Origin of the sequence: Oricola indica, from assembly GCF_019966595.1 — a bacterium.
Classification (GTDB): Bacteria; Pseudomonadota; Alphaproteobacteria; order Rhizobiales; family Rhizobiaceae; genus Oricola; species Oricola indica.
Genome location: NZ_JAINFJ010000030.1, coordinates 1 through 8,025, shown reverse-complemented (window position 1 = coordinate 8,025; position 8,025 = coordinate 1). Strand labels below are relative to the sequence as shown.

Here is an 8,025-nt window from a genome sequence, read left to right as displayed (position 1 = left end):
ATACTTGTTCGTCGTCTTGCTCATGATGCTCCATCCTACTCAGGAGTTGGAGCCTCCGGCAAACCCGGGGCGGTTCACATCGTACGCTTCTCCGAGCGCCATATGCAGCCGCTCGACTGTATCAGCGAAGGCTGCCTGATCGGATTCCATCGACGCGATGCGATGAGTCAGGTCTTCCTGCTCGCGCAACGCCTCGGGGAGACTGGTCATAGCGTCGAGGAGTTCTCGTATCGCGCCGACACTGCTTTGACGATCGGAAAACCAGGTGTTGGAGAGGGTGCTCCCCCAAGCACGCTGCCACTCCTCGAATGCAGCTACGGCTTCGTCCAATGCCGTTTTTCGCCGAGCCGCTGCGGCTTGAAACTCCGCGAGGCGTTTGTCGGCTTCGATGCATCTGGTTCGGTTGGTAGCGTGTTCCGTGAGAATGTTGTCGGCTGCCTGCATCAATGCAGCCAAATCCAGTCCCTCGACATCGATCCCAAAGGTGATCATGGATTCAGAGAGAAAGGTCTTTTCCGTTGCTATCACTGAATTCGCTTCGTCAATGTCGCTCAGAGATCGCCGGAGGTCATCATATGCAACCAGTGCCGAGGTGCGGGCCTCGGCCCAGCTGCTCACTATTTTTAGCCAGGCATACGTGGGTTTGTCCGCAGCCAGTTCGATCTCGGTTGGAGTCTCGGACCGGATTTCGCGGCGCAACTCCTCGAGCTCATCATCGACCTCCTGCATCAGGCGGTTTTGCTGATCGAGATTTGCCTTTGTGACCGACAATGCACCCGACAGGGACCGCAACTCCTCGAGCTCTTTGAGGCCATTTAGACGTATATCGACGATCGCATCGGCCGTTCGCATTTCCCTTTCGAAACGATCAGCCGTTTCTCGATCCAAGCTGGACAAGTGTTGTGCCCACGCTTGGTCACGTTGAAGCAGGGCAGCTTTCGCCTCCTCGTCATCCTTAATGGTGGATGCTTCACGCAGGGAAGAGATCCTGACGGTATCCTCATTGCATTTTGTCGAGAGGTCCCGTTTCCGCTCGACGATCTGTGTGCGTCTCTTCTCGATCCCGTCAAAAATCAGTTTCCATGCGGCCAGTTGATCGGGTTGGGGCGGCGAGATCTTGCGTAGTTCCGTCCCCTCGCCAGCCCAGGGATGGAGGTTGTGGATAGCATTATCAAAGGCGCGTCTCTTCTCGGGAAGGGCTCGCTCCGCAAGGCGAAGTTCGGCAGCCAGATTTCCGTCGCGCAGGCGTTTCAGTACGGACTGAAGCTGTGCGATCTTGCCCGCGTCGACCGCGACGCCTTGTCCGTCAAGCGCCTGGCGAGCGCGCTGCTCATCTTCCAGAGCCTGCCGGGCGGACGCTTCTTCCTTTTCGGCTGATTGGTGCGCGACATCGATGCCGGTTTTTTGGGTGATCAGATCACGAAGCGCTCCGATCGTGGAGGCTGGAACAAGAAGTGTCTTGGGGTCGTCGACATTGGATTGTCCCAAGGTCGCGAGAATAAGATCGATATTGCGGGTGCATTCAGCCAGCGCGTCGTTCCTTTTCGGCAGATCGTCTGCAGCCGTCATGTAGCGTGCGGCGGCGTCTCCAAGCTGATCGAGATCATCTGCCATCTCGAGCAGACGGTCCTCGACGATCAACCCCGCGAGTTCGTCACGAAGCTTCTGCTCACGCTGTTTGAGGCCGATAGTCTGTGTTCGAAGCCGCGTCTCCTCGACGATGAGCTCGGGAAGAGCGGTCGCCCATTCCGCCGGAGGGTTTGGCATGTCCTTGTATTCCGACAGCTTCTCCTGCCCCTGAAGGTATTCGGTCGCCAAAGGGTAGGCGCGCAGAGTACGGATTATCTCCTCATGACGCACCTTGGCCGCCGCGATCTCCTTCATGGCGGCGTCATAGGCAGTCTGGGCTTGCTCAAGCGCTGCCGTCAGCGTCTTGTAAGAGGAGGCCTGCACATCGATTTCGTCGCGCTTTGATTTCAGCTCCGCAATCTGTCGCTTCAGACCTGCGATTGCGGTCGAACTCGCGCGCTTCCGAAAAATGCCGTCGGCTTCGGCCGCGGCAGTTTCGAGAATGGAATTGACGCCAGCCAGGCCTGCACTTGCCGAGAATAACAGTTCGCCCAGATCGCCCTTGCTCTCCAGGATTGCGTTGCCTCCATCCTCGAGTGTCTGGTCGTCGAGCGAAAACATCATGCGATAGGCGTCACGTGTCAGACCGGCGAGCGGGACGCTCAGAACCGCCTCGTTGACCGGCTGCCCGTTCACATCCAAGAGGGAATTGCTGCGCTGCTTGACGCGCCTGAACTCGTGGGCCGATCCTTCGAACTCCAGACAGGCGCCGATCTCCATGGCTTTACCTTGATGAATAAAACCGTAGCGCGTGCGTTCCTCAATGCCGAACAGGAGATCGAGATAGGCGGAAAGAGCCGTCGATTTGCCGGCTTCGTTCAGGCCGTAGACGATATGCAAATCCGGTGTGTCGCTCTCATGCTCCCCGAAGTCGATCGAATAATCGGTGAACTTGCCGTAGCGGGTGAGATCGAGCCGGCGCAGGCGCATCAATCGACCTCCGGAGCGTTGGCTTTGAGCCGAGCCAGCATGTCCTCGCTTCCTTCGGACAGCAACTGATCGACCAGCGCCTCGAACTCGTCTTCGTTGTTGCCGCTGAACCCGCGCGCTTCCGGCGGCAGGTCATCGCGCAGTTCCTTGACGAGGTCCTGCACGATTTGTCGAACGCCATGCTGTTGAATGATGTCGCCTCGCATCAACTCGCCGAGTTCAAGGACTGGATCGGCGGTCGCGCTTCCAACCGGTTTGCTGACCGGCGCCGTTGTCGCCAAATCGATCTTTTCGATCCAGGTGTTTCCCAAGCTCTCCGCGCGCTGCTCGGTTTCAGCCAGCAGCAAATCGCGATCGCGTCGCAGCCGCCATGACAACGGGGTCGCACCTGTCAATCGAAGACGAGCCACAAGGTGCTGAGATCGTGTTTGTTCGCGTGCTCCAGAAATCTCTGCCTCAATCAGATCGGCTGCCTCTCGCCAGGTCTCCGCCGAGGACATGTCGACCGGGACGCGTTCGAATTGGGCGGTGCTTGTCGTGCGTTCTTCGATCCTGAGGCTTTGATCGGCATTGACCGTAACGAGGGTGACTGTCTTTTCCCCGGCTTCATTGATGTCCCGTCCCTGAGGCATTCCTGGCATGACCACTACGCGATCGCCGGCGTATTCGGTCCGGACATGGATGTGTCCCAGTGCCCAATAATCGAATCCCCAGCCCTGGAGGTCGGATAGCTTGCACGGCGCATATGGATCGTGCCCTGGAGCGCCCGACAAACTCGTATGCATGATCCCGATATTGACAGCATCCGGGGTAGGGCGATGATACTTCTCAAGAAGGCTTTCTGGAGCCTGTGGCTTGGCGAAACTCAGGCCGTGAATGGAAAGTGCGAGCCCGTCCTTGGTGATGTCGACGCAATGAGCGCGCCCGCCGAAAACGGTGACCGACGGCGGCAGGATCAGTTCCTGCGTGATGCGCGAAAGGGCGTCGTGATTTCCTCGGATGATGAAGGTCGCGATGCCGGCTTCGTTGAGCCGCTGCATCTGGCTGGCCAAAAACCGGGCAGTCTTCATCGATGTCTGATCGCCGTCATAGAGGTCGCCGGCGATAATCAGCGCATCCACCTGCTCATCGATACACAGATCGACGATCGCCACCAAGGCTTGCCGCGTGGCGTCGCCGATCATCTCAGCGAGGTCACCATTGCGTAGTGCAAGCGAATGTAGCGGGGAATCGAGATGAAGGTCCGCAGTATGGATGAATCGGAATGCCATAGGTGCATTGTCCATTACCTGAGCGATGAAAGTAAAACGCAATTATGCAATTCCCGGCGAATCGGTCAGTGCTTAGCGGTCGAGGCGAGTCCGAAAAATGTGACATTCTTCGGACTCTCTTGTTGATGTCCGAAAAATGTAGCATATTTCGGACATGACGGCTCCAGCTCAAGATACAGATCTGCGCTCCAAACTGCTTGCTCGGGTTGCGTCTCAGCCCGACGAGGTCTGGACGCCTGCCGATTTCGCCGATCTCGGCGGGCGTGCCGCCGTAGACAAAGCCCTGCAGCGGCTCGCCGCCGCCGGCGAGCTCCGCCGCATTGATCGCGGTCTCTATGATCGGCCGCGTAAAAACTCTCTGACGGGACAGCCCACCGTTCCGGACTATCGGGCTGTGATCCGAGCTGTGACCCGTCGCGACCAGGCGCGGGCTGTTGTCGATGGAATGACCGCCGCAAACGATCTCGGTCTTACCACGGCCGTCCCGGCGCGCATCGAAGTGCTGGTTGATGCACGGCTGAAGCCGATCAAACTCGGCAAGCAGGAAATTCATTTCAAGTTTGCCGCCCCGAGCCGGCTCTACTGGGCCGACCGACCGGCCATGCGCGTCGTCCAGGCCCTGTACTGGATGCAGGACATGCTGTCCCATGACGACGAGCGAGACCGGGTAGGGGATGTGCTGCGCCGTTTGTTCGCTGATCCAAAACACGGAAAAGCGATCCGTGACGACCTTCGCGCCGGCCTTTCAGCCCTGCCGATCTGGATGCAGGAATTCCTGCGCGACCTTGTCACTCCCGTTGATACCAACGAGGCCGAGCAATGAGCACGACCGCCTACAAGCAGGTCGTCGAGACCCCCGCGCGGGACCGGCTCGATCTATTCCTGGCAACCGCTAACCGTCTCGGAGCGCCAGTGGGTAATATCGAGAAGGACTTCTGGGTGTGCTGGACCCTGAACGCGCTCTATCATGAGCGACCTGCCGGAGCGCCGCGCCTCCTCTTCAAAGGCGGCACATCGCTGTCGAAAGCTTACGGTCTCATTCAACGGTTCTCCGAGGATATCGACATCACCGTTTTCCGCGATGATCTCCACGAACCGGCGTCGGTCGAAGAACTCGAAGCCCTCTCGAACAAGAAACGCCGTGCCAGACTGGATGCGATCCGGGACGCGTGCCGCGCGTATATCACCGGCCCGCTTCGAGAACTTCTTGCCGAGCAACTGGCCGACCTAACCGGTGGTGTAGGGCGCATCGAGATCGACGAGGCCGATCCCGACGGACAGACACTTCTCGTCTGGTATCCAGAGGTTGAGCCGCGCGACGGCGCATATGTGCGCCCAGCCGTTCGAATCGAATCCGGCGCAAAGTCAGCGCTTGATCCTAATCGGCCCGTCACGATCCGCCCCTACATCGCCGACGAGGCGTCATCATTGGATTTGGCAGTAGCTGACGTAACCACTGTCGAGGCAACACGGACCTTCTGGGACAAGGTTGTCATCGCGCATGGCTTGCGCCGCTGGTATGAGCGGCGTGGCGTCCTTCGCCAAGAAGGTCAACGCGTGTCGCGGCACTATTACGATCTTCATTGCCTCCTAAACTCAGACGTGGGCCTGGCTGCCCTCGGAGATTTTGATCTCGGTGCAGATTGCGTCCGACATGCGCGGATGTTCTTCAACCGACCTGACATGGACCTCGCCTCGGCCATGCCGGGTACATTCGCCATTGAGCCTGTCGACGGCATGGTGGCGGCGCTCAAGGAAGACTACGCCAACACGACCGCAATGATCTTCGGAACGGCGCCTGAATTTGAGGACGTGCTTGCATCCGCAGCAGCGATCGAACATCAATTGAACAAGGTCGCAACCTGATGCGAGAACAAGGACGTAAAGCGCCAGAATACAAAGGTGAGAGCTGCGTTGATATTCTGGTGATACGTCCATTGGGAGCAGGACAGACGGAACCATCGGGCGTTGGCAATCCGGAGCACTAGAATTAGTCCCGTGTCCTGCGTTCTGAGACAAGCTGAGGCAGATGATGGATCAGCTCACCCTCTCCTACGTCTGGAAGCAGAAGCAAATACCTGTTGTGCTGCGCCGTACGGGGCGAGGCGAGCGAATTCGCGTGCGACTGCCATTCGCCGACGACAATCGGCACTGGCTTCAGAACGGGCGGCGAACTGCTCCCGAATGGATCGGCGGCACAGAAGCTTACTGGGAGTTGCCGAAATCATGGTTCAATGACCTCGTCGATCGAGCGCTGGTCAGATATGGCAAGATCTACATCATTCAGCCCTACCGCGAGCAGGAGATCTGCGCGAGAGCATGCCAGGAAGCGCTCGGTCATGAGTGCCAATGTTCATGCATGGGCGCTAACCACGGTGCCGGCAACGACGGAAGCTGGTTCGAAGTCTCCGATACCTTTTCGACACGTTGGGGCGACCGGGAACTGGCCTGCCGTTTGTTGACGGCACGATAGGCAGCTACTGACCAAAGATTAAATACAATTTTTGGTCAGTAGCCAGAACACACGGGCTATTAACAGGCCTGACCCGACAGAGCGCTGGCGATTGCTACGCGCTTTTGAGGCCCTGATAATTCTCAGTTATCGTAACCGAGTTTCGCTGAGCATGATTGGAAGGTGGGCCGAAACCCTCGCCGCGAGCCGTTCGCCTTTGACGAGACCTATCTGTTCAAGCGACCCTCGGAGGTCACTATCAATGTCGTGAGTTAGGAGGGAATCATGACGAAACGAAGCGTCCGGCCCGATCGAAGCGATACTCTGTTCCTCATTGTCGCGCTCCTTGAAGAGCCGGACGAAGGCTTCGATGACCGGCCGCTCCTTCGTGCTTTCGAGAGCTTCGCACGCGAGGATCATGCGCGAGGCCTGGTCGGTCACCGTCAGGGGGTAACAGTAGCGGCTGTCGCCCGTCTTGAACTCGCCCTTGAAATCGGCGCACCACAGATCGTTGGGGCGGGCGGCCTGCGACAGCGGCGTGCCCTCGGCCTTGTTCGCCCTGCGCCTCTTGCGGGCCTGGCTCACAAGGCCGTGCTGGTCGAGCACGGCGTGGACCGTCGACCTGGCCGGAATGCGCACGTCGCCGGCCAGCCTGCGCACCAGCAATTCCCTGATCTTGCGCGCGCCCCAGTGCGGCTTGTCGCGCCTGGTCTCGACGATCAGCCGCTCGATCTGGTCGGGCAACTGGTTGGCGTATCTGACCGGTCGCCGCGAGCGATCGCAAAGCGCTTCAAGACCCTCCTCCTTGTAGCGGTTGAAGATCTTGTAGCCGGTCTTGCGGGAAATCCCGAACTCCCGGCACACATCGCTCATGCCTTCTCCTTCCAGAAGGCGGGCCACGAAACGTAGACGTTCCTCCATTGCCGAACACTCTCTCCACGGCATCAACACCTCCCGCAAAGCGAAAAGTGTTACCCATGTGTCCGGAACGTTCCGTCACCTATGTCTCGTGTCGCTCATTCCAGAACATCGTCGGCGACGACGTGACCCTCAATGATCAGATCAAGAGTGACGGCTGGGCTGCTTTTTCGGGCACTTCCGCAGCAACCCCGCAAGTTGCCGGCATATGTGCGCTATTGTTGCAGGCAGAACCAAACCTCAAACCACACGAAGTCAAAAGCATTCTACTCAGATCTGCCGATCCGGTTTGGAACGCTGCAACTGGCTCTCCGGAGGAGGGAGCTGCCGCTGGTCTCGCGAATGCATTGCGTGTTTTGCGGGCACTCGGTTGATCAGAATCTTACGCTGCGGAACCCATAATTGCTAGACCTGATTGGATCAGCAGCCTCGTGGAACACTTTGGGCTGGTCGCGCGAGGGCGAGCCTGTACGTACGTTTCACGACGCCGTTTCCCGGGCACAAATCGCTGGTGCGAGTTGATAACGTTGCTCGAATTGCCGTGAGCGGACTCTCGGCCAGCGAGGAAAAAGGTGCTTGTCTCCAATGCAGTCCAGCCTCCTGCCTGGACGCGACCCACACTGATTTTTATTGGCATCACACCCTCGGACGCAGTGAATGGTCAAGGCCCGAATTTTGCTAAGCTTTCACAGCGAACGGACAACGCTTTTGTGATTTGCCGTCTGAGCCGCAGGGTATATAAGAACCGCGTCATCGTTGTTGAGTCGACCGGCTTGCGATCAGTTTTACATCTTCTGCTGATATTGGGGATCTTGTTTTCCTCCG

The 8,025-nt window shown here is 58.4% G+C and carries 6 protein-coding genes and 1 pseudogene; 4 read left to right on the top strand and 3 right to left on the bottom strand.

Annotated features, from left to right (window positions below):
- Nucleotides 1-39: 39 nt before the first annotated feature.
- Nucleotides 40-2,559, bottom strand: coding sequence for a YhaN family protein (locus LC343_RS24705; RefSeq protein ID WP_223479811.1), 2,520 nt, complete (start codon nt 2,557-2,559; stop codon nt 40-42).
- The gene (locus LC343_RS24700; RefSeq protein WP_223479810.1) at nt 2,559-3,830 is read right to left on the bottom strand and encodes a metallophosphoesterase family protein; all 1,272 of its coding nucleotides are present in this window, start codon (nt 3,828-3,830) and stop codon (nt 2,559-2,561) included. Before LC343_RS24700 ends, LC343_RS24705 begins: the two co-directional genes overlap by 1 nt.
- A gap of 154 nt (nt 3,831-3,984) precedes the next feature.
- Here LC343_RS24700 and LC343_RS24695 point away from each other — a divergent pair, with 154 nt between their 5' ends.
- From LC343_RS24695 to LC343_RS24685, 3 genes are all read left to right on the top strand, one after another.
- Complete coding sequence (locus LC343_RS24695; RefSeq protein ID WP_223479809.1) at nt 3,985-4,653, top strand: DUF6088 family protein; 669 nt, start codon at nt 3,985-3,987, stop codon at nt 4,651-4,653.
- Entirely contained in the window at nt 4,650-5,696 is a 1,047-nt protein-coding gene (locus LC343_RS24690) for a nucleotidyl transferase AbiEii/AbiGii toxin family protein (RefSeq protein ID WP_223479808.1), read from the top strand. Before LC343_RS24695 ends, LC343_RS24690 begins: the two co-directional genes overlap by 4 nt.
- Nucleotides 5,697-5,862: 166 nt before the next feature.
- Nucleotides 5,863-6,303 (top strand): hypothetical protein, encoded by a 441-nt coding sequence (locus tag LC343_RS24685; protein WP_025030042.1) that lies wholly within the window; start codon nt 5,863-5,865, stop codon nt 6,301-6,303.
- A 318-nt stretch (nt 6,304-6,621) separates the two neighbouring features.
- Here the strand turns inward: LC343_RS24685 and LC343_RS24680 are convergent.
- Nucleotides 6,622-7,227, bottom strand: a pseudogene (locus LC343_RS24680) (helix-turn-helix domain-containing protein); the annotation flags it as partial.
- A 32-nt stretch (nt 7,228-7,259) separates the two neighbouring features.
- Here LC343_RS24680 and LC343_RS25190 point away from each other — a divergent pair.
- The gene (locus LC343_RS25190) at nt 7,260-7,574 is read left to right on the top strand and encodes a S8 family serine peptidase (RefSeq protein WP_274385191.1); all 315 of its coding nucleotides are present in this window, start codon (nt 7,260-7,262) and stop codon (nt 7,572-7,574) included.
- The last annotated feature ends 451 nt before the right edge of the window (nt 7,575-8,025 follow it).